Raw genomic sequence first — 21,844 nt, forward strand, 5'->3', positions numbered from 1 at the left:
CAACTGCGCCCGCTCTGCCGGTGTCAAGCTTATGTTCATCAAACAAGTTTAGTACTTTTAGCTGACTTCTCTCGCAATCCTATTCGCGACGAGTATACTATAAAACGTCATGCTCATCTGGCGTCCGCTTGTCGAAGCATCTCGCTCGCATCGTTGAATTCACTAACCCAACGATGCGAGCGAGATGCTTCGACAAGCGGACGCCAGATGAGCATGACGTTCTTTTTTAGTTTTTTTCGTAGTCCCTACCCTATCTCAATCGAGTAGCTCGCCTCAAACTCCTGGCTCGGGGCCAGGGTCAAAATACCTTCTTTATCGCGCAGCTCCTGCGACTCGCCCACGGGGCTGGCCACGCCCTGCCAGGGCTCGATGCACACGAAGGCCGCGCCGGGGCCTTTGGTCCAGAGGCCGAGGTAGGGAAAGCCGTCGAACTGCATGCGCACGAAGGGACCGGTTTTATCGGCTTTTTGCAGGGTAATTCGGGTGAAGTCGAAGTGGTCGAATACCAGCGCATCATCGGCAAACAGCTCGTAGGTGAGGGGTAGGGAATGCTGGGCAGCGAGTACGGGCGCCGTTTCGCCGCTGCGTAGGCCGCCGTGCAGCAGCTGGCGGTGCAGGGTCACGGGGTGGTCGAAGTGGAAGGAGTAGTCCGCAAATTGCTCGCCCGCCGCGGGCCGCAGTGGGCAGTTGAACGCCGGGTGCGCCCCGATGCTGAACAGCAGCTCGTGCGGCGCGGCGGCCGGGTTGCGCACGTGCCAGCCCACGGTGAGCACACTGCCGCGCAGCTCGTAGCGCACGCGCAGCTCAAACTCAAACGGGTAAATTTCTTTGCTGGCCGCGCTGGCCATGAGCTGAAACGTGAGGCTGTGCGCGTCCTGCAAGATGAGCTGAAACTCCTGGTCGCGGGCGAAACCGTGCTGCGGCAGCTTGTATTCTTCGCCTTCGTATAAATAGCTGTCATTGGGCACTTTGCCCACGATGGGGAACAGCAGCGGCGCGTGGCGGCCCCACTGCGCGGGGTCGGCCTGCCACATATATTCCAGGCCGCTGGCGAGGCCGATAAAGCTGGTGAGCTCGGCGCCTTTCAGGGCAATTTCGACGCGGGCGGTGGCAGAAGTGAGAGTAGGCATAAGCGTGTAGGGTAAGCTTTAGCTTGCCGCGGTAGGGCAGGTAGGTGGTTAGCGATTATTACTACGCACAAGCTAAAACTTATGCTACATCCACGGCCGCGATGGCTTGCGCCAGGCGCTGCGCGGGCGGGCCGCCGACCTCCGCAAATGGCCAGCCGCGCCTCTGCAATTCAGCCTTATACAGGTCGTAAAAACGCCAGCGTTGGGCCGGGTCGGGGTGCTCGCGCTGCGGGTCGGGCGCCCAGGGCAGGTCGGGCGCCAGCAGCAGGGTAAGGGCGTAGCGCTGCTTGGCCAGCTCGGCCAGCACCCAGGCCGGGCAGGTGCCGAAGGCATTCTCCGCCCAGATTTTGATAACCAGCAAATCGGTATCACAAAAGAGCAGGCGGGTAGCCTGAGTAGCCGCCGCGTCTTCGGCCGCGAGCTGGCCGTGGGCGATGGCTTCGAGGTCGGGCAGGGCGTAGGCGGGACCGTTTTTTTCTAGGTATTCGCGGGCAAACTCGGGCACGAACACGGTGCCGTAGTGCGCCGCCAGCTGCGCCGCCAGCGTGGACTTGCCCGCCGATTCGGGGCCGGTGAGGGAGATGCGCTGCATACAAAAACCCGCTAGGCCGCTGTGGGCTTACCGCGCATATCGCGTCGCCACTCCCAGTAGCCGTAGGCGGCCAGCGCCAGGTAGAGAGCGTAGAGCAAGCTGGTAGGATACAGGTGCTTGACCCACAGAATGGGCACGTAAATAATATCGACCAAAATCCAGAGCCACCAGTTTTCGAGGCGCTTACGCATGAGCAGAAACTGCGCGGCAATGCTGGTGCCGGTGGTAAAGCTGTCCCAGAACGGAAACGTGGAGTCGGTGTGGTGGCCCAGGTAGTAGCCCGAGGCCAGGGTGTAGGCCAGCACGAAGGCGGCACTGAGCGCCCACTCGGCGGGCGTGACGTGCGCCACGGGCAGCGCGGTGGCGCCCCGGCCGCCGTAGCGCCACTCGTACCAGCCGTAGGCGCTGAGGGCGATAAAAATCCCCTGCAGGCCGCTGTCCGAATACAGGCCCTGCCGGTAATAAATGACCACGTAGAGCAGGCAGCTGACGATGGCCACCGGAAAATTGAGCAGCGACTCGCGGGCCGCCAGCCACACGCAGGCGAAGCCCGTGAGCACGGCCGCCCACTCCAGGCCGGTGGTGGCGCGCACGGCGGCCAGAATATCGGCGGGCAGGTTGGCAAGGGTAAAGAGCAACATACAGCAAGGGCAGAAAAGCCGCGCAAGGTAGCCGGCCGGGGTACTTTTGCCCCATGCTGCCCGACATTACCCCCGCCGCCCTGCACGCCCGCCTCACGGCCGGCGAAGATATCCAGCTCATCGACGTGCGCGAGGAAATGGAGTTTGACTACTGCCGCATTGCGGGCAGCGCGCTCATTCCGCTGGGCGAGGTGCCGCGCCGGGCCGCCGAAATCCGCACCGAAGGGCCAGTAGTGCTCATCTGCCATCACGGCGTGCGCTCGGCGCAGGCGCTGGGCTACCTGCAGCACCGCCTGGGCCGCGAAAATTTGCTTAACTTAAAGGGTGGCATCGACGCTTGGAGCCACGACGTGGACCCCAGCGTGGCGCTGTATTGACGGTTAAGGAAATATTGTCATTGCGAGCGCAACGAAGTGGAGCGCGGCAATCTTTCCTGCATGTTAGGGTTACTATTTCACTGAAGCGAACGACCAGGAAAGATTGCCGCGCTCCACTTCGTTGCGCTCGCAATGACAAAACTCCTATTTTCAATCAACTAGATGCCTTCCCCCACCCTCACCGACCGCCTGGCCCTGCGCGAGCGCCCCGCCGGCCGGCCACTGATGCACCAGGAATGGGGCGACCTGCTCTTTATGCACTGGCCGGTGCCGGCCGAGCTGATTCAGGCCCTCCTACCCCCCCGCCTAGAGGTGGACGTGCACGACGGCATGGCGTGGCTGGCGGTGGTACCCTTTCGGATGTGGGACGTGCGCAGCCGCGTGACGCCGCCCGTGCCCGGCGTGCGCGAGTTTTTGGAGCTGAACGTGCGCACCTACGTGCACCTCGACGGCGTGCCCGGCGTCTGGTTTTTCTCGCTCGATGCCAGCAACCCGCTGGCGGTGTGGGCGGCTCGCACGTTTTTTCACCTGCCCTACTTTCGGGCGCAGCTCAAGCTGGAGCGGCCCGCCGCCGATGAGCTGCACTACGTGGGCCATCGCGTGCACAACGGCGCGCCCGAGGGCCACTTTGCCGCCACCTGGCGGGTGGGTGCCGTGCTACCCCCCTCCGAGCCGGGCTCGCTGGCGTTTTTCCTCACCGAGCGCTACTGCCTGTATGCGGCCGGCGGCATGGGGCCGGGGCACGGCGACAAGCTGTACCGGGGCCGCATTGCGCACACTTCCTGGCCGTTGCACGCGGTGGAGCTGCTGAACTATAACTCGGACTTGGTGGAGGGCCACGGCCTGCCTACCCCCACCAGCGCGCCCATCCTGCACGCGGGCGGCCACGTGAGCGTGGATTTGTGGCGCCTGCGGCGGGTGTAGGCCCGGCCGGGGCGGCTAGAGGTAGAGGTCTACCATGCGCTGCCAGTCGGTGGGCCGGTGGGCTTCGCCACCCCACATGTGCAGCTGGTGATTGATGCCTTTTTGGTGCAATTGCTGGCTCAGCACCAGGTTGTTGTCTAGGAAAGCATCTTGCTCGCCGATGACCAGCGTGATGTCGAGCCGGCGCAGGTGGGCCAGGTAAAACTCATCGGTGAGGCAGGGCAGAAAGCGGTTGGGCGTGTGCAGGTACACTTCCTCATCAACGTAGCCCTCAAAGAGGTCGGGGAAGCAGCCCATGGCCTGGGTGAGGTCGTAGCGGCCGCTCATGGCCAGCACTTTACCAAACAGCTGCGGGTGCCGGAAGGCCAGGTTCACGGCGTGGTAGGCGCCCATGCTGCACCCGGCCGCCACCAGGCACATGTTGGGGTTGAGTTGCCGGGTGAGGGGTAGCACTTCGGCCAGCACGTACTGCTCGTATTGCTGGTGCCGCCGAATGCGCTCGGCCGGCGACTTGTGGGGGCAGTAGAGGCTGTCGGCGTCGAGGCTGTCGAGGCAATAGAGCTGCAGGTGGCCGGCCTCAATCTTGGGCCGCAGCGCCTCCACCACGCCCCAGCCCTCGTAGTCGTAGAAGTGGGCCTTGCGGGTCGGAAACAGCAGCACCCGCGCCCCGGCCTCGCCGAAAACGAGCAGCTCCATGCGGCGGCCCAGGGCCGGGCTCACCCATTCGTAGTAGTGGCGACACATAGCTTGGCAAGAGGGGGTAGGGCGTGGTTTAAAGATAAGCGATTTTCACTTAATCGCTATCAATCAATAAAATACAACCGAGTTAGCAAGCAGCTTGCACCTACTGGGTCAGGCGGCAGTTGGCGGAAAAATCTGGTCGAGCCGGGTGCCTATTTCCTGCTGCCAGAGCGTGTAGCCCGCCGCCGACAGGTGCAGGCCATCGGCCTCAAATAGGGCCGGCTGGGGGTGGCCGTGGGCGTCGAGCATCCGCACATTAAAATCGAGGTAAGCCAGGGGCTTGCCCGCCGCCACGGCCCGCTGCCGAATGCAGGCATTGGCGTAGTCGATGCTGCCGCGCAGGTGTAGCCGCGCCGGGCTCAGCTTGATGGCCACGAAGCACACCGGAATGGGCCCCAGGGTAGCGGCCACCGAGGCCAGCAGGTGCTCGTAAAACAGCACCACTTCTTCGGGGTTGCGGCCGTCGCTGAGGTCGTTGTCGCCGGCATATAGCAGCAGCGCATCGGGCCGGTGCGGCACCACTACTTGCTCAAAAAACCAGGCGCAGGCCGCCAGCGTCGCGCCCCCAAAACCCATATTTACGGCCTGCACCTGCGGGAAGCCCTGCGCCAGCTCCGGCCAGCGCGTGAAGGTAGAGCTGCCGTAAAACACCACTTTGGGCTGCGCACCGTGGCGCTCGGTGTCCTGCCGCGCCAGCCGCGCTATCTCATCCTGGTACCACTGCATACGTTGCGGAAAAGCTAAATAATCAGGCTATTGACCTGCGCAAAGGTCGAAGATAATTGTTGCCGCCGGTGCCTGGCGCATGTTAAGCGCAGGTGATGTTTCGCTCACGCAGGATTTACGCGAAAGCAATTTGTCATTGCGAGCGTGCCGTAATTTTGGCGGGTGTCCGCTGCCTTCCGCCTACCCCCCCTGCCCGATTTACCCGTTGTAGCCGCCCTGCCCGAGCTGCTGGCGGCCCTCGAAACCAGCCCGCGTGCCGTGCTGGAAGCGCCGCCCGGCGCGGGCAAAACCACGGTAGTGCCGCTGGCGCTGCTGGCCGCCGCCTGGCGCCCGGCCGAGCAAAAAATACTGGTACTGGAGCCGCGCCAGCTGGCCGCCCGCGCCGCCGCCGCCCGCCTGGCTCAGCTGCTGGGCGAGCCCGTGGGCCGCACCGTAGGCTACCGCGTGCGCCTAGACAGCAAGGTGAGCGCCGCCACCCGCATCGAGGTGATTACGGAAGGAATATTGACCCGGATGCTGCAAGACGACCCGGCCTTGGAAGACGTGGCCTGCGTGGTATTTGACGAGTTTCACGAGCGCAGCCTGAACGCCGACCTGGGCCTGGCGCTGGCCCTGGATGCGCAGGCCGTGCTGCGGCCCGAGCTGCGCATTGTGCTAATGTCGGCCACGCTGGAGGCGCAGCGGCTGGGGCAGTGGCTGCCCGCGCCGGTGGTGAGTAGCGCCGGCTTTTTATTTCCGATTGACACCGTGTACCTCGACCCGCGCCGCGCCGCCGCCCTGCCCAACAAGCCCGGCGAGCGGCTGGCCGAAACGGTGCCTGGCCAGGTGCGCGCCGCGCTGGCGGCGCACGAAGGCGACGTGCTGGTATTCCTGCCCGGCGTGGCCGACTTGCAGCGCGTGGCCCGCAAGCTCGAAGGTTCCCTACCCCCCCTCACCGACTTGCATCTGCTGCACGGCGAGCTGCCGCTCGAAGTGCAGGACGCCGCCCTGCGCCCCGCCCCGGCCGGCCGCCGCAAGGTGATACTGGCCACCAGCATTGCCGAAACCAGCCTCACCATCGAGGGCGTGCGGGTAGTGATTGACGGCGGCTTTGCGCGGGTGCCGCGCTTTGCGCCGCGCACGGGCTTCACCTCGCTCGAAACCGTGCCCGTGGCCCGCGCCGCCGCCGACCAGCGCCGGGGCCGCGCCGGCCGCCTGGCCCCCGGCACCTGCTACCGCCTCTGGACCGAGGCCGAGCACCACCAGCTGCCCGCGCATCGCCCGCCCGAAATCCAGACCGCCGACCTCAGTGGCCTGGTGCTGGAGCTGGCGCTGTGGGGGGCGAATGACCCGGCCAGTCTGCGCTGGCTCGACGTGCCGCCGGCGGCAGCCGTGGCCCAGGCGCGCGAATTATTGGGGCGGCTGGGCGCGCTAGGCAGTGAGCAGTTAGCAATGAGCAGGGAGCAAATACCACGCGACAACTATTCACTGCTCACTGCAGACTCTTCACTGAAACCTACGGCTCACGGCCGCCAGCTGGCCAAGCTGGGCCTGCCGCCGCGCCTGGGCCACCTCGTGGTGCGCGGCGCGGCGCTGGGCCACGGCCCAGCCGCCGCCGCGCTGGCCGCCCTGCTGGCCGAGCGCGACCTGCTACGCTGGGCCACGCCTAATGACCCGCGCCCCCTACCCCCCGACCTGCGCCTGAGGCTGGAAGCACTGGCCAGCGGCCGGACGCCAATGGCCGGCCTCGCGCTGCACCACGCCACCTTGCAGCGCGTGCGCAACGTGGCCCGCCACCTGCAAAACCGCCTGGGTAGCGCCAAGGAAAACTCACCAAATCACCACCTCACCAGTTCACCGGTGGGCTTGCTCACGGCGCTAGCCTACCCCGACCGGCTGGCCCAGCGCGAGGCGCCCGACCGCCTGCGCCTTGTGACCGGCCAGCGCGTGAGCCTGCGCACGGAGGACGTGGACTCGCAGGCCGAGTTCTTTGCAGTGGCGCACCTGGCGGGCCAGGGCAATGCGCCCCGCGCTACCCTGGCCGCGCCCCTCGACCACGCGGAGCTGGAAATGGCTTTCGCGGAGCAAATAACTACCACCGAGGAAGTGCGCTTCGACCCCGCCACCCAGCGCGTGACGGGCCGCCGCGTGCGCCGCCTGGGCGCGCTGCTGCTGGAAGAAAAAGTCATCGGCCAGCCCAATACCGAGCTGGTGGCCCAGGCGCTACTCAGCTATTTGCAAGAAGCGGGGCTGGATAAATTGAGCTGGACGCCCGCCGCCCGCCAGTTGCAACAGCGACTGGAGTTTCTGCGGCAGCATTTTGGGGAAGTGGCGGCCGACTGGCTGGCCTTCGATGAAGCCGCTTTGCTGGCCGACTTGCCGGCCTGGCTGGGCCCGCACCTGGCCGGCCTCAAAAGCCTCGACCAAGTGCAGCGCCTCGACCTGCTGGAGCCGCTGCTGGCCCGGCTGCCCGGCGGCTGGGCCCAGCGCCAGGAACTCGACCGCCTCGCCCCTACCCACCTCGAAGTGCCCAGCGGCTCGCACGTGGCCCTCGACTACCAGGACCCCGCCGCGCCGGTGCTGGCCGTGAAGCTGCAGGAATTATTCGGCCTCACCGAAACGCCCACCGTGGCGGGGGGTAGGGTGCCGCTGCTGCTGCACCTGCTGTCGCCGGGCGGGCGGCCGGCGCAGGTCACCCGCGACCTGCGCAGCTTCTGGGAGAAGGGCTATTTTGAGGTGCGCAAGGACCTGAAGGGCCGCTACCCCCGCCACCCCTGGCCCGACGAGCCCATGAAACACATACCCACCAAACTCACCAAAAAACGCCTCGAAACGTCCTAGAATTTAGTAGACGAGTACAAGGAGTTCACCAGCCAGCACAAAATAAGTTGCGGCAGCATAAAATTTAAATTATCTATTGGCTTGCTGCTGAGCTGGTAGCGTTACAAAAGCAGCTTTTTAAAGAATGGTTCGAGTTGCTGGGCTAGCAGCGAGTGGTCTTCCACGCTGGGGTGGCCGTTGCAGCCGCGGGGCTGCATGGGCTCGAAGAAGAACAGCGCTACCGGCGACGCGGAGGGGTAGGCGGCGTCGGTTTTAGCCTTTATCGCGGTCAGGCAGTTTTGCAGGGTGGTGCGGGTTTTTCCGTTCAGCATGGGGCTGCTGAGCAGCGCGATGCGGGCCTGCGGATAATTGGTTTTTACGAGCTGCACAAACTGCGTGTAGGTGTTCACAAACGTGGTGCTGTCGAAGGGCAGGCGGGGCGTTTTGCCGTCGCCGTTGCTGAGGTCGTTGGTGCCCAGCGCGATGCTGACTACGGCGGGCTTATAGGTGGTAAAATCCCAGCGCTGCGGGTTTTTCTCCTGAAAATCGACCTTCTCATACACCTGCGGCATGCTGGGGCCGGTGTTGTTCCAGGTGCGATAGGCTCCAATGCCGCTCACGCTGCTCAGCAGAAAATTGGCGTGCAGGGCGCGGGCCACGCGGGGGCCGTAGGCCTGGTAGGCATTGTGCTGGTCGTGGTACTCGCCGGTGCCGCAGGGCACTTCCGAGGCATCAGCGGCCGCGCCGCAGGTAATACTATTGCCAATAAACTCGATGAGCGGGCCGGCCGGTGGGGGTAGGGATTTGATGCGCGGCGCCGTAATCTTCTGGATGGCGATGGGGCCGGTGTGCGCTTCGGTGGCCTTGTAAATCCAGACCGTATGCCGGCCCGCCGTGGGCGCCGTAATAGTCAGCGGCGCGGTCGAGCTGCCCTCTACGCGCAGGCGCTTTTGGTACACGCCGTCGAGCTCGTATTGCAGATAATTGTGCCCCTGGCCGCCCGGCAGCGCGGCAAAAACCTGGCACTCCCTACCCTCGAATTGAAAGCCGACGTGTGCCGCCGAGCTGATTAGCTCCAGCTGCTGGCCGCCGTTGAGCAGCGTGCGGCCCAATGGCTGCAAAGCATTTGCTGGTAAAGTATCAATTGGCTTAGTGCCTATTCGAGCGGGTGTGCAGCCCAAGGCAGTGCTGCCCGCGGCTAGCAGCAGGCAATACCCAGCAATTATTTTACGCAACATACTGATTTATTGAATTTTGATAAACATTCTTACTGTTGTCCCCTTTCAAATGTAGTGGCCGCCGGTGCCACTTGCCAGCCGGACTAAGCCGGCGCCGATGGGGTAGCAAACGCGGGTTGCGCAGCGCCTTTTTCAGGCCTACCTAAACAATCAGTCGGCTTTGGGCGTCTTATACCTCACAGTTTTTCGTCTAGTATTTCCCGACATTCCATGACTAAGCATTGGTTTATTACCGGCGTCAGCACCGGCTTTGGTAAGCACCTGGCCGCCCTCGCCCTCGCCCAGGGCGACAAAGTAGCCGCCACTTTCCGCCAGCAGGCGCAGGCCGACGACTTCACCCAGAAAGCCGGTGCCAACGGCATTGGCCTGGTAGCCGATGTGGCCGATGAGGCCGCCGTAAAGAAGGCCGTGGCCGACGCCATTGCCTCCCTCGGCCACCTCGACGTTATCGTGAACAACGCCGGCTACGGCTCGATGGGGCCCATCGAGGAAGTGCCCGACGAGGAGGTGCAGCGGCAGTTCGACATCAACGTATTTGGCCCGCTGCGGGTGCTGCGCGCCGTGCTACCCCACCTGCGGGCGCGCAAGAGCGGCCACATCCTGAATATCACCAGCATCGGCGGCTTGCGCTCTTTTCCGGGGGTAGGGATTTACAACGGCTCCAAGTTCGCCCTTGAGGGCATTGGGGAGAGCCTGGCCGCGCAGGTTGGGCCGCTCGGCATTAAAGTTACCAACGTGGAGCCCAGCGGCTTCCGCACCGATTGGGCCGGCCGCTCGGCCACCTTTACCGAGCCCGCCATTGAAGACTACCGCCCCACGGCGGGCAAGAACATGGCCGATATTCAGGGCTACAGCGGCCAGCAGCCCGGCGACCCCGAGCGCGCCGCCCAGGCCATGTTCGACCTCGTGCGCATGGACAACCCGCCCGTACACCTGCCGCTGGGCAAGGCGGCCGTAAAGGGTGCGCTCGACAAGTTTGCCACCATCACTAAGGAAGTGGAGCAGTACGCCCACATCGGCAACGGCGCCGATTTTCCGAGCTAATACTTCGCTGAAACCGAGTTAAGAGAACGTCGTGCGGACGACAGGAAGCATCTCGCTTACGCCGTTGGAATTACTCCTCTTAACGGCGTGAGCGGGACGCTTCCTGCCGTCCGCATGACGTTCTTTTTCAATTAGCCTGCTACCTACGGCCCTACCGTATCTTCACTGCTATGCCTACTGCTACCTCGCCCACTGCCAACGACCACCAAGCCGAGAGCTGGCAGCATTTGCAAGACCTGCTCTTTCGCGAAACTTGGGATGCCCGGCTGGGGCGCTACCGCTCGCCGTTTGTGTACCGAGGCATGCGCAGCTTTGGCTACTCGCTGAGCACCAGCCTACAACGCCTAGGCGGCAACTACCACGAGCTGGAGCACCACTTGCTACGCAACTTCCGCAAATACGCCCGCGACACCACTACCCCCCCCAGCGCCACCGTGTGGGACTGGCTGGCGCTGGCCCAGCACCACGGCCTACCCACCCGCCTGCTCGACTGGACGTATTCGCCCTACGTGGCCTTGCACTTCGCCACCGACGACCTGCACGCCTACCACCAAGACGGTATTATTTGGGCCTTGAACTACGTGAAGGCGGCCGAGCACCTACCCCCCGCCCTGCGCGATGCGCTGGCCGGTGAGGGCTCCAACGTATTTACCACCGAACTGCTGGCGCCCACCGTGCCTAGCCTGGCTAGCCTGGCCGCCTTGCAGCCCGAGCCTTTCGTGCTATTTCTGGAGCCGCCTTCGCTCGATGCGCGCATTGTGCACCAGTACGCCCTGTTTTCGCTCATGAATACACCCGAGGCCATGCTGCACGACTGGCTGACCCAGCACCCCGAATTGTACTTCCGCATTCGTATTCCGGCCCGGCTGAAGTGGGAAGTGCGCGACAAATTGGACCAGGCAAATATCACCGAGCGCGTGATGATGCCGGGGCTGGGCGGCCTCAGCCGCTGGCTGCACCGGCACTATTCGGCCGCCCAGGGCCGCCCCGCCACGGGCGAAGGTGCCGAATTACCTGGCTAGTTGCTCACGGCTATTCAGTTACCTATATTCGACGTTCAGCAAGAATATTGGGGTACTGAGCGATTGTTACTAGCTTATGCGCCGGACGCTGACTTAGCTTTGTCCTATCAACTGCTAAAAAAAAGCGCGCAGAGCATTTGCTCCACGCGCTTCGGCAGGCCAGGCGGCGGCACTTCGTTCCGCGCTTTTGGCACCACTATTGCACCGGCTAACCGGTAAACGATTTTGGTTTTCTTGTGGAAAAGGAACCTGTTGGAAAGGCTCGCCCCGCTTGGGACGGGTCTTTTTTTTGGCTCCTTTTCGACCAGCCTGGCTTAGTAGCCCCGGCCGTGGCCGCGCCCATGGTCACGGTAGCCGCGGTCGTGGCCGCGCCCGCCTCGGTCGTGCTCGTGCACTACGCACGAAGAAAGTGTGAGAGCGCCGAGTACGGCGAGGGGCAGGATGTGCCGAATGAGTTTCTTTACCATTGCAGAAGGTTTTTTAGGGAGTGATGAAGTAGGAATAAATTCTTACTTAGCTAAACGGCAGATGAAGAAGCATGGTTGACGGACTTATCGGTAAATACCGGGCGTCCGTCGCCACAATTCGCCGTATATTTGTCTGGCAATAAGGATTTCTGCTAAATACCTGTTGCTATGGCCGACCACGCCACCCCCAAAATCGCCTTCGAGGCCCTGACCTACGACGACGTCCTGCTGCTGCCCGCTTACTCGGAGGTATTACCCCGCGACTGCGACCCCGGCACCCAGCTCACCCCCAGCATTCGGCTGCACCTCCCGCTCATCTCGGCCGCCATGGACACCGTGACGGAAGCCGACATGGCCATTGCGCTGGCCCAGGCCGGCGGCCTCGGCATCGTGCACAAGAATATGAGCATCCACAAGCAGGCCGAGCAGGTGCGGCGCGTCAAGCGCAGCGAGTCGGCCCTGATTCAGGACCCGTTCACCCTACCCCCCTCCGCCACCCTGGCCGACGCCCGCCAGCTGATGCGCAAGCACAACATCGGCGGCATTCCGGTGGTGGAGGCCGACCGGCGCCTGGTAGGCATCCTCACCAGCCGCGACCTGCGCTTCGAAAAGGATTTCAATGCTTCCGTGACCACCGTGATGGTGCCGCTGGCCCGCCTCGTAACAGCCCCCGCCGGCATCGACCAAACGGCCGCCGAAAACATGCTGCAAGACAGCAAGGTGGACAAGCTGCCGCTGGTAGATGCCGACGGCCGCCTCACCGGCCTGATGACCTACAAGGACATCCGCAAGCGCCGCCGCTCGCCCCAGGCCAGCAAAGACGGCCAGGGCCGCCTGCGCGTGGGCGCCGCCGTGGGCGTCACGGCCGACCTGCTCCAGCGCGTGGCCGCCCTCGTGGAAGCCGGCGTTGATATCATCAGCATCGACACGGCTCACGGCCACAGCAAGGGCGTACTCGACGCTGTGCGAATGCTCAAGCAAGAATATCCTACCCTCGACATCATGGCCGGCAACGTGGCCACGGCCGCCGGCGCTCGCGCCCTGGCCGATGCCGGGGCCGAGGTGGTGAAAGTGGGGGTAGGGCCGGGCTCTATCTGCACCACCCGCATTATTGCCGGCATTGGAGTACCGCAATTGTCGGCGGTGCTGGAGGCGGCGCGCGGCGTAGAAGGCACCGGCGCCACCATCGTGGCCGACGGCGGCATCAAGTTTTCGGGCGACATCGTGAAAGCGCTGGCCGGCGGGGCCGCCGCCGTGATGGTGGGGTCGCTGCTAGCCGGCACCGAGGAATCGCCCGGCGAGCTCATTATTTACGAAGGCCGCAAGTACAAGAACTACCGCGGCATGGGCTCGGTGGAGGCCATGGAAGACGGCTCGAAGGACCGCTACTTCCAGGATGCCGAGGACGACGTGAAGAAGCTGGTGCCCGAGGGCATCGTGGGCCGCGTGCCCTTCAAGGGGGGGGTAGGCGAGGTGCTGTACCAGATGGCGGGCGGCCTGCGCGCCGGCATGGGCTACGTGGGCGCCCCCGACCTGGCGGCGCTGCAAGCCGCGCAGTTTGTGCGCATCACCGGGGCCGGCCTGCGCGAAAGCCACCCCCACGACGTGCAGATTACCCGCGAAGCCCCCAACTATTCGAGCCGGTAAGTAAGCGTAGGGTGAGCTTTAGCTTGCCGGGTATTCGGAGAGCAGACTGCCAACCAGGCAGCCGTCAATCGGGCGCTTTTCTGAATTACGGCAAGTTCAAGCTTACCCTATACGTAGCAACCCGGAACCAACGGCCAGCGCGTAGTTTTGCGTTTTGCCTTTGTTGGCAAGATATCTGAGGGCACGGTGCGGCGGAGTAGCCTTGCTTTGTTCTCGCCCTAGTAGTCTATGCTTAAAATTCGCCGCTCTGCTTGGCTGCTGGTCGTAGCCGCTGTATGCTGGCTGCTACTGCTATTCAGCACAATTAGCCAGGGCCAGCCGGTGCTGGGCCTGCCGGCCAACTGGCCCCGCTGGCTGGTGCTGCTGGCGCAGGGTAGCTTTGCCGCCAGCATATTTATGTATGCCCGCCTCCAGCCCGATGCGCTGCGGGGCCACGGGTTTGTGGCCGTGCTGCGCCTCCTGTTTTGGCGCGGGCTGATACTCACGGCCGGGCTGGTGGCCGTTTGGGCCGTTGAGCGGCTCACGGCTGCGCAGTCCCTACCCCTACCCGGCAACCTGACGCTGGCCGTGGGCTACACCATCAACCTGGGGCTGTTTATTCTGCTGCTTTCCCTAACGCTCTACTCCTGGCGCTCGCTGGTGCAGTTTAGGGGCTCGGGCAAGATTAGGCGCGAGTGGCTGGCGTTTGAGCTGCTGCTGGGCGCGGCCCTGCTGCTGCAGCTATTCGTGTGGCAGATTCCTGATTTCCTCTACGTGGGCGTTATTCTGGGTTTGGGCCTATTTGGCGTGTACCTGAGCGGCCACCAACGCTGGATTGCCTACCTCAGCCAAGGGCAGAAGCTGCAGGTTATTATGCTGCAGCTGGGGGTGCTGAGCTTTATGCTGCTTTTCCTGGTTTACCTGCGCGGAGCCCAGGCCAACTCCGCGCTGCTGGCCCCGCCCACGCAGCAGGCTTTTCTGGTGCTGGCGTCCTTCTTCGCGGTGTTTTATGCCGTGGCCGGGCTGCTGGTTTCGTTTTTCAACCTGCCCATTGCCGATGTATATGAGCAGCGGCGGGCCGAAATTCTCAGCCTCCAGCAGTTGAGCCAGATTATCCAGCGCGGCCAAACGGCCCCGGAAATCTACCAGGCGCTGTTTACCTCGGCAGTGCAAACTATCCGGGCCGATGCCGCTTACCTCGACGCCCAGCTGCAGCCCACCGAACTGGTGGGCCCTACCCCCCCTCCGCTCGCCCACGAGCTAACGCTGGCCGACCTCAATACGCTCCGTACTCAGCTCACTCCGCTGATTACGAAGGAGCAAAACGAGCTGATTGACAATGACCTAAGCCGTTCGCAGCGCTTCACGGACCTAAGCAAGCCCTACTGCTCGGCGGCCGTGCTCCCGTTGCGCAGCGCCACGCATGATTATGGCGTGCTGGTACTGCTGAAAGAAGAGCTCGGCGGCTTCGACCCCGAAGACCTGAGCATTCTGCACACCTTCACGACGCAAACCGTCCTCAGCCTCGAAAACCTGCAGCTGGCCCAGGAGGCCCGCGTGAGTCAGCGCGCCCAGGACGAGCTGCGCATTGCGGCCCTGGTGCAGGAGCGACTCATTCCGAAGCACTTGCCCACCGACAACTGGTTTGAAATCAGCACCTACGCCCAGGCGGCGAAGGAAGTGGGCGGCGATTTTTATGACTTTTTGCACCTGCCCGGCCAGCGCTTGGCCGTGCTCATCGGCGACGTGTCGGGCAAGGGCGTGACGGCCGCCTTTCACACGGCCCAGATGAAGGGCATCTTTCACGCCCTGATGCAGCCCAACCCGCTGGCCAAAAAGGACCGCGACCGCTACCCCGACCCGCACCGCTTTATGGTGCTGGCCAACGAGGCCCTCACCCATTGCCTCGAACGCTCGTCGTTCATCACGGCCTCCTTTTACCTGATTGATTACGAGGCGGGCGGCTTCAGCTTTGCCCGCGCCGGGCACTGCCACACGCTGTATTATCACTCTATCAAAGAAGAGGTTAGCTACTTTCAGAGCGAAGGCTTGGGGCTGGGCATTCTGCGCGACGCCAGCTACGGCCGCCACGTCAAGAATCAGTTTTGGGACTACAATCCCGGCGATGTGATGGTGATTTACACCGACGGCATTCCGGAGGCCCGCAACGGCGAGGGCGATGAATACGGTGAGGCCCGCCTGGCCCAGATGCTGGAGCAGTGCTTCTACCAATCCGCCGAGGAAATAAACCAGTATATCCGTCAGGATGTGCTGGAATTTAGCAAGGGCCTACCCCTTCACGATGACCAAACGCTGCTTGTTATCAAGTTCAAGGCGGCTCAACCCCAACCGTAGCTCCCCCGTATGGAGCCTATTATGAAAGTAACCGCTCAACCCACCGACACTACCCTCACGCTTATCCTGGACGGGGAGCTCGACGCCTCTTCGGCCGTAGTGCTCGATACGGAGCTAAATAAGCCTGAGCTCCTCAAATACAAAAAAGTACTCATTGATTGTCAGCGCCTCAGCTATATCTCTTCGGCGGGCCTGGGAGTTTTTATTTCGCACTTGCAACGCTTGCAGGACTCCAACGTGAAGCTGGTTTTCTACAATATGCAGGAAAAAGTATTCAATGTTTTTGAAATATTGGGTCTTGACTCCCTGATGACCATCGTGCCAACCGAGCAGGAGGCACAGGCCGTTTAAATGAGTTATGAGTTAGAAGTTGAGGATACGGATGCACGTTAACAACCTCAACTTCTAACTCATACCTCATAATTCATAACTCACCAAAATGCAAGACCGCATTCGCATTAGTTGCTCACGCCACAACCTCCAGCAGGTGCGTGACTTCGTGCGCAGCTTTTTGCTGGCGGCCAATCGTAGTGAGTTGATAGTAAATCAAGTGGTACTAGCTGTGGATGAGGTAGTAGCCAACTTCATTATTCACGCCAACGGCGAAGACACTACGCAGTTTCTGGATTTACTGCTGGTACTGGCCGGCCAGCAGCTCGATATCGAGATTGAGGATAATGGGGCCACGCTGTTTTTGCCGCCTGGCAAAGTTGCTACCCCCGACTTGCGCGCATACATTCAGCAGGGCCGCAAAGGCGGCATGGGCATGGCCCTGGTGTCGCGCATTATGGACCGGGTAGAATTTTTTGAGCGCAACTCGCACACTGTTTGCCACTTAAGCAAGGAATTGCTTTAACTGTCTTGTTTTATTTTTCTACGCCTGCCACGGGCAGCCGGCTGCACTTGCCGGCTGCCCGTGGTGCGTTTAGGGGCCTTGCTGGCCAGCGATTTGGCCCTTGGCCGCGCCGCCTACCCCACCCCGGCGCACGGGGCGCTAATTTGTTCGTAAAATTGTACCAGCATTGGGTCCGAAGCGTTGCGTTTTGTCGCGCGCCTTACCTCGGCCAGTACCTTTCTTTTGTCTATGCATTCCCGCCTTCCGTTGGCTGGGGCCGCTGCCGCCACGCTGCTCCAGCTGGCTGCCTGCCAAACCAGCAAGCCTACCACTGCCACTACTTTGCCTACCGGCGCGGCAATGGCCCAGCCGGTAGCTACCGGGCCCGCCATCGAAACCCTGGGCGCCTACCCGGTGTCGGCCCGCGAGTTTGCCTACGTTTACAAAAAGAATAACGGCACGGCCGCCGACTACGGCACCCGCCCGAGCGTGACGGACTACCTCACGCTCTACACCAACTTCCGGCTGAAAGTACTCGATGCCGAGAAGCACGGCCTCGATACCACGCAGGCGTTTCGGCGCGAGCTCGACGGCTACAAGCAGCAGCTGGCCCAGCCCTACCTAACCGAGAAGGGCGTAACCGACCAGCTCGTGCACGAGGCCTACGACCGCATGAGCCAGGAGGTAAATGCCTCGCACATCCTCATCCGCGTGGCCCCCGATGCTTCGCCGGCTGACACGCTGGCCGCTTACCAGAAAATAATGGCCCTGCGCCAGCGTGTCACGAGCGGCGAGGATTTTGGCACTGTGGCCGGCGCCACCAGCGAAGACCCTTCGGCCAAGGAAAACGGCGGCAAGCTCGGCTACTTCACCGCCATGCAGATGGTGTACCCGTTTGAGTCGGCAGCCTACCGCACACCGGTGGGGCAGGTGAGCCAGCCCATTCGCACGCGCTTCGGCTACCATATTATTAAGGTGAATGACCGCCGGGCGGCGCAGGGCGAAATCAAAGTAGCTCACTTGATGGTGCGCGTAACGCCCCAGGCGCCCAAAGCCGACTCAACTGCCGCCCACAAGAAAGTCAGCGAGCTCTACGCCCGCCTGCGCAAGGGCGAGAACTGGAACAAGCTGGTAGCGCAGTTTTCGGAAGATGCCGGCTCGGCGCCCAACGGCGGCGAGCTGCCGCCCTTCGGCACGGGCCGTATGATTCCGTCGTTCGAGGAAGTTGCGTTCAAGCTGCAAAAGCCCGGCGACATTGCCCCTCCGGTGCAAACGCCCTACGGCTGGCACATCATCAAGCTCGTAGAGAAGCAGCCCCTACCCCCCTTCGCTACCCTGGAGCCTACGCTCAAGAGCAAGGTGGCCAAGGACTCGCGCTCGGAGCTGAACCGGGCGGCATTCCTCAAGCGCATCCGGCTGGAGGACCAGTTCCGGGAGATTCCGGCGGCCAAGGAGCTGGCCTTTGCCCAGGCCGACACGGCGCTGGTGAAGGGCCGCTACAAGTTTAACGGCGCCACCATGACGGCCAGCGGCGCCAAGGCGTCGAAGAAAACCGTGAAAGCGGGCGGCGACAAGCTGCCGCTGTTCACCATCATGAATAAGCCCTATCTGGTAGCTGACTTCCTGGCATTTGCGCAGCAAAACCAGCGCCCGCGCCCTACCGCGCAGCCGCAGTTTGCCATGCAGCAACTCTACGACCAATACGTGGACCAGAGCCTGACTGACTTTGAGAAAACCAGCCTGCCCACCAAGTACGAAGACTACCGCATGCTGGTGCAAGAGTACCGCGACGGCATTCTGCTCTTCCAATTGATGGACGAGAAGGTGTGGAGCAAGGCCATTGAGGACACGGCCGGCCTGAAGAAATTCTTTATGGCTAACCAGGCCAACTACCAGTTTGGGCAGCGGGCGCGGGGTACGGTCGTTGCGGCAGCCTCGCCGCAGCTGCTCGCCCGCGCCCAGCGCGAGCTGCCAGCCGGGCGCTACGCCGTAGTTGGCAAAGCCGGCGCGGCACTGGTGCACTTCAAGCTGGGCACGGCTACCCCCGCCACCAGCAACGGCTCGGCTGTGCTCGACGACGTGGCCCGCCGCCTGAGCCAGGACACCGCACTGACCGTGACCGTGGCCGGCCATATTCGCAAAGGCGAGAGTGCCGCACTGGCCCGCCAGCGCACCACGGCGGCCCTCGACTACCTGGCCAAGACGGGTAAGATTGCCCGCCGCCGCCTCACGGCTGCGCCAAGCAGCCCAGCCGCCACGGCCAATGGCGATACCCGCATGGCGTTATTTAGCAACTCGCCCAGCGCGCTCGAAGCCCGCCTCAACCAGCAAAACCCGCTGGCGGTGCAAATTCAACAGCGTATCTTTCAGAAGGGCGACAATAAGGTGATGGACGACTACCTCACCCGCCCGGCCGGCACCTACACCACCCAGCGCGACGGCCGCTACTACGCCATTATGATGAACCAGAGCCTGCCCGCCGGCCCCAAAGCCCTGAGCGACGCCCGCGGCCAAGCCACCAGCGACTACCAGAATTACCTCGAAAAACAGTGGATTGAAGAGCTGCGCCAGCAATACCCAGTGAAAATAAACGAAGAAGAAGTGACTAAGCTGGTGACGAAATAAGCCTTTTTGCGGCCGCTGGCCGAATTTTCTACCCGCTTGCTTATGTTATCTCCATACGGGCGGCAACCTCTGGCCCGCCGCGTGACTCTCTATTCTATGCAACGTATTTTTCGGCGGCTTTCCGCCCTCTCCCTACTCGCCCTAACGGCCGCCCTGGCCCTGCCCCACGCTAGCTTTGCCCAGCTGGGCATGAGCCGCCCCCGCGGCCAGCAGATTCTCGATGGCATCGTGGTGAAGGTGGACAACCAGATTATTCTGCGCTCCGAGATTGAGGGCATTATGGCCCAGGAGCAGGCCCGCGCCCAGGGCAAGGCCCTACCCCCTGACTTGCGCTGCAAGATATTGCAAAGCCTGGTGCTCAATAAGTTGATGATTGCCCGCGCCGAGGTTGACTCCGTGACCGTGACCGACGCGCAGGTGGGTGGCGAGCTCGACCGCCGCATGAACTACTTTGTGCAGCAGGTAGGGTCGGAGAAGAAGCTGGAGGAAATGTACAACAAGCCCTTGCGGGCGCTCAAAGAAGACCTGCGCTCGCAGGTGCGCGACCAGTTGGTGCAGCAAAAAATGCAGGAGCAGATTGCCGGCAAGGTGGCCGTGACGCCCCGCGAAGTGAAAGAATACTTTGACAAAGTGCCCAAGGACAGCATCCCGTACTTCTCCACGGAAGTAGAAGTGGGCCAGATTGTTATCCCGGCCCAGGTGAACGATGCCGCTAAGCAAGCGTCCATCGCCCAGCTCAACGACCTGCGGGCGCAGGTGCTGGCGGGCGCGAGCTTCGAGGAATTGGCCAAGAAATACTCGCAGGACCCCGGCTCGGGGGCGCAAGGCGGCTACCTGGGCTTCTTCAAAAAAGGCGAGCTGGTACCCGAGTACGAGGCTGCCTCGCGCAAGCTGGAGCCCGGCCAGTTGTCGCCGGTGGTAGAGTCGCAATTCGGCTTTCACCTTATTCAATTCATTGAGCGTAAAGGTGATTCGTACTCGACGCGCCACATCTTGCTCAAGCCCGCTACCGGCACGGCCGATGCCAGCGTGGCTGCTACCAAGCTCACGCGCATTCGTAGCCAGATTTTGAAGGACAGCATCACCTTTGCCAAAGCGGCCAAGGATTTCAGCACCGACAAGGTAAGCGCAGCCAACGGCGGCCTGCTGGCCAACCGCCAGGACGGCGGCTCGCGGCTGCCGCTTGACAAGCTCGACCCGGCCATCTTCTTTATCATCGACACGATGAAGGTGGGCCACATTACGCCGCCCCTACCCTACCGCACCGACGATGGCAAGGACGCCATGCGCATTCTGTACCTCAAGAGCAACACCCCGCCCCACCAAGCCAACCTGCTCGACGACTACCAGAAAATATCGCAGGCCGCGCTGTCGCAGAAAAAGAGCCGTGCCTTGGACGATTGGTACGAGAAGAACCGCAGCACCGTGTACCTGGAAGTAGCCCCGGAATATGCACAGTGTAAGGTACTGACGGCCAGCACTGAGTAATTGGGTACTAAAGATTCAAAAAAGAACGTCATGCTGAGCTTGTCGAAGCATCTCGCGTGCAGCAGTAACCTCTAACGGCGGAGATTACTATTCCTGCCGAGATGCTTCGACAAGCTCAGCATGACGTTCTCGTATTCTAACGGGTTTGATAGGACGTTCTTTTTCTTTATTAGTGTATTTTTATTCTAAATGGCTCCATTTCAAAACGACAAAGAGGCGGCAGACTCACTGGCCCGCGCCTACCAGCAGCTGCGGCTGGAAATCGGGAAAGTGATTGTGGGGCAGGACGAAGTGGTGCGGCTGGTACTCACGGCCGTGTTCGCGCAGGGCCACTGCCTGCTGGTGGGCGTGCCGGGCCTGGCCAAGACGCTGCTCATCCAAACCATTGCCGACTCACTCGACCTGAGCTTCAACCGCATCCAGTTCACGCCCGACCTGATGCCCAGCGACATTGTGGGCTCGGAGACGCTGACCCAACAGCGCGAGTTTCAGTTTGTGAAGGGGCCGATTTTCGCCAATATTATTCTGGCCGACGAAATCAACCGGACGCCTCCCAAAACCCAGGCCGCGCTACTCGAAAGCATGCAGGAATACGCCGTGACGGTGGCCGGGCAGCGCTACCCCCTGGCGCGCCCGTTTTTCGTGCTGGCCACCCAAAACCCGATTGAGCAGGAAGGCACCTACCCCCTGCCCGAGGCGCAGCTCGACCGCTTTATGTTCAACATCCAGCTCGGCTACCCTAGCTACGAGGAAGAGCTGAACATCGTCAAAAATACGACTTCCGACCGCAAGCCTACGGTTAATAAGCTACTGCATTCGGCTGATATTCAGGCCTACCAGGCACTGGTGCGCCGCGTGCCCGTGGCCGACAACGTGGTGGAATACGCCGTGAACCTCGTGCACAAAACCCGCCCCCAGGGCGAGCGCGCCGCGCCCCGCGCCAAGCAGCTGCTCGAATGGGGCGCCGGCCCCCGCGCCAGCCAGTATCTCGTGGTGGCCGCCAAGTGCAACGCGCTGCTCAACGGCAAGTATTCGCCCGATATCGAAGACGTGCGCGCCGTAGCTTTGCCCATCCTGCGCCATCGCATCGTGCGCAACTTCAAGGCCGAGGCCGAAGGCGTGACGGTGGAACAGATTGTAAAAGAACTTTTGTGAGTTATGAATTATGGGTTAGAAGTTATGAGTTGCTATTAGCATTCATTCCTGCCCCAACT

The 21,844-nt window shown here is 62.4% G+C and carries 19 protein-coding genes; 12 read left to right on the forward strand and 7 right to left on the reverse strand.

Annotated elements, in window-relative coordinates; genetic code table 11:
* Window positions 1-245: 245 nt before the first annotated feature.
* The 3 genes from E4631_RS11880 to pnuC form a co-directional block, all read right to left on the reverse strand.
* Window positions 246-1,130 (reverse strand): aldose 1-epimerase family protein, encoded by an 885-nt coding sequence (locus tag E4631_RS11880; protein ID WP_133656965.1) that lies wholly within the window; start codon window positions 1,128-1,130, stop codon window positions 246-248.
* A 79-nt stretch (window positions 1,131-1,209) separates the two neighbouring features.
* Entirely contained in the window at window positions 1,210-1,722 is a 513-nt protein-coding gene (locus tag E4631_RS11885; protein WP_133656964.1) for an AAA family ATPase, read from the reverse strand.
* An 11-nt stretch (window positions 1,723-1,733) separates the two neighbouring features.
* Entirely contained in the window at window positions 1,734-2,363 is a 630-nt protein-coding gene (gene pnuC / locus E4631_RS11890; protein ID WP_133656963.1) for a nicotinamide riboside transporter PnuC, read from the reverse strand.
* A gap of 53 nt (window positions 2,364-2,416) precedes the next feature.
* Between pnuC and E4631_RS11895 the strand changes: the two genes are divergently transcribed.
* Complete coding sequence (locus tag E4631_RS11895) at window positions 2,417-2,740, forward strand: rhodanese-like domain-containing protein (protein WP_133656962.1); 324 nt, start codon at window positions 2,417-2,419, stop codon at window positions 2,738-2,740.
* 162 nt (window positions 2,741-2,902) lie between these two features.
* The gene (locus E4631_RS11900) at window positions 2,903-3,664 is read left to right on the forward strand and encodes a YqjF family protein (protein ID WP_133656961.1); all 762 of its coding nucleotides are present in this window, start codon (window positions 2,903-2,905) and stop codon (window positions 3,662-3,664) included.
* Between the two features lie 15 nt (window positions 3,665-3,679).
* On the opposite strand, the gene E4631_RS11905 is transcribed toward E4631_RS11900, so the two are convergent.
* Window positions 3,680-4,408 (reverse strand): esterase family protein, encoded by a 729-nt coding sequence (locus tag E4631_RS11905; protein WP_133656960.1) that lies wholly within the window; start codon window positions 4,406-4,408, stop codon window positions 3,680-3,682.
* 108 nt (window positions 4,409-4,516) lie between these two features.
* Window positions 4,517-5,131: a GDSL-type esterase/lipase family protein gene (locus tag E4631_RS11910; RefSeq protein WP_133656959.1), complete on the reverse strand. Its 615-nt coding sequence runs from the start codon at window positions 5,129-5,131 to the stop codon at window positions 4,517-4,519.
* A gap of 162 nt (window positions 5,132-5,293) precedes the next feature.
* Between E4631_RS11910 and hrpB the strand changes: the two genes are divergently transcribed.
* Window positions 5,294-7,951 (forward strand): ATP-dependent helicase HrpB, encoded by a 2,658-nt coding sequence (gene hrpB / locus E4631_RS11915; protein WP_240734845.1) that lies wholly within the window; start codon window positions 5,294-5,296, stop codon window positions 7,949-7,951.
* A gap of 101 nt (window positions 7,952-8,052) precedes the next feature.
* Here the strand turns inward: hrpB and E4631_RS11920 are convergent, their stop codons facing one another.
* Entirely contained in the window at window positions 8,053-9,051 is a 999-nt protein-coding gene (locus E4631_RS11920; RefSeq protein ID WP_166648024.1) for an SGNH/GDSL hydrolase family protein, read from the reverse strand.
* Window positions 9,052-9,378: 327 nt separating this feature from the next.
* On the opposite strand from E4631_RS11920, the gene E4631_RS11925 reads away from it, so the two are divergent.
* Together E4631_RS11925 and E4631_RS11930 are read left to right on the forward strand one after the other, a co-directional pair.
* Window positions 9,379-10,212 carry an oxidoreductase gene (locus tag E4631_RS11925; RefSeq protein ID WP_133656957.1) on the forward strand — a complete coding sequence of 278 codons (834 nt, stop codon included), beginning with the start codon at window positions 9,379-9,381 and terminating at the stop codon, window positions 10,210-10,212.
* A gap of 170 nt (window positions 10,213-10,382) precedes the next feature.
* The gene (locus E4631_RS11930; protein ID WP_133656956.1) at window positions 10,383-11,234 is read left to right on the forward strand and encodes an FRG domain-containing protein; all 852 of its coding nucleotides are present in this window, start codon (window positions 10,383-10,385) and stop codon (window positions 11,232-11,234) included.
* Window positions 11,235-11,548: 314 nt separating this feature from the next.
* On the opposite strand, the gene E4631_RS25910 is transcribed toward E4631_RS11930, so the two are convergent.
* On the reverse strand, window positions 11,549-11,701 hold the full coding sequence (locus tag E4631_RS25910) for a hypothetical protein (RefSeq protein ID WP_166648023.1): 153 nt from the start codon (window positions 11,699-11,701) through the stop codon (window positions 11,549-11,551).
* A gap of 168 nt (window positions 11,702-11,869) precedes the next feature.
* Between E4631_RS25910 and guaB the strand changes: the two genes are divergently transcribed.
* The 7 genes from guaB to E4631_RS11965 all read left to right on the forward strand — a co-directional run bounded on the left by guaB (window position 11,870) and on the right by E4631_RS11965 (window position 21,785).
* A complete protein-coding gene (guaB, locus tag E4631_RS11935; RefSeq protein ID WP_133656955.1) occupies window positions 11,870-13,348 on the forward strand; it encodes an IMP dehydrogenase in 1,479 nt (492 codons plus the stop codon).
* A 228-nt stretch (window positions 13,349-13,576) separates the two neighbouring features.
* Window positions 13,577-15,682 carry a PP2C family protein-serine/threonine phosphatase gene (locus E4631_RS11940; RefSeq protein WP_133656954.1) on the forward strand — a complete coding sequence of 702 codons (2,106 nt, stop codon included), beginning with the start codon at window positions 13,577-13,579 and terminating at the stop codon, window positions 15,680-15,682.
* A 21-nt stretch (window positions 15,683-15,703) separates the two neighbouring features.
* Window positions 15,704-16,033: an STAS domain-containing protein gene (locus tag E4631_RS11945; RefSeq protein ID WP_133656953.1), complete on the forward strand. Its 330-nt coding sequence runs from the start codon at window positions 15,704-15,706 to the stop codon at window positions 16,031-16,033.
* Window positions 16,034-16,121: 88 nt separating this feature from the next.
* A complete protein-coding gene (locus E4631_RS11950; RefSeq protein ID WP_133656952.1) occupies window positions 16,122-16,538 on the forward strand; it encodes an ATP-binding protein in 417 nt (138 codons plus the stop codon).
* A gap of 228 nt (window positions 16,539-16,766) precedes the next feature.
* Complete coding sequence (locus E4631_RS11955; protein ID WP_133656951.1) at window positions 16,767-19,142, forward strand: peptidylprolyl isomerase; 2,376 nt, start codon at window positions 16,767-16,769, stop codon at window positions 19,140-19,142.
* A gap of 96 nt (window positions 19,143-19,238) precedes the next feature.
* A complete protein-coding gene (locus tag E4631_RS11960) occupies window positions 19,239-20,630 on the forward strand; it encodes a peptidylprolyl isomerase (RefSeq protein ID WP_133656950.1) in 1,392 nt (463 codons plus the stop codon).
* Between the two features lie 189 nt (window positions 20,631-20,819).
* Complete coding sequence (locus E4631_RS11965; protein WP_133656949.1) at window positions 20,820-21,785, forward strand: MoxR family ATPase; 966 nt, start codon at window positions 20,820-20,822, stop codon at window positions 21,783-21,785.
* The last annotated feature ends 59 nt before the right edge of the window (window positions 21,786-21,844 follow it).

Source organism: Hymenobacter sp. UV11, assembly GCF_004684095.1.
Lineage (GTDB): Bacteria > Bacteroidota > Bacteroidia > Cytophagales > Hymenobacteraceae > Hymenobacter.